The sequence below is a fragment of the Klebsiella sp. K47 genome, from assembly GCF_051858335.1.
Classification (GTDB): domain Bacteria; phylum Pseudomonadota; class Gammaproteobacteria; order Enterobacterales; family Enterobacteriaceae; genus Klebsiella; species Klebsiella pneumoniae.
Genome location: NZ_JBPYUI010000293.1, coordinates 1 through 233 on the forward strand (window position 1 = coordinate 1; position 233 = coordinate 233).

1 protein-coding gene is annotated in these 233 nt (G+C 61.4%); it reads left to right on the forward strand.

Annotation, left to right across the window (positions count from 1 at the left end):
• Nucleotides 1–233: hypothetical protein (locus tag RRF55_RS28090; RefSeq protein ID WP_439419312.1), on the forward strand; the 233-nt coding region annotated here is incomplete at both ends.

The window sequence follows — 233 nt, forward strand, 5'->3', positions numbered from 1 at the left end:
GAAAGCGCCATCCAGCAGATGTCGCAGATCAAGGAGATCCGCTCGCGCTCAATGCCGGGCATCGCCGAGATTCGCGTGGAAATGCAGGACCGATACGATGGCGATGCGCTGCCGCAGATCTGGGACGAGCTGCGCAACAAGATCGACGATGCCCAGGGCGACCTGCCGCCGGGGATCGAGCCGCCGATGGTGAATGACGATTTCGGTGACGTATACGGCATCTTCTACGCCCT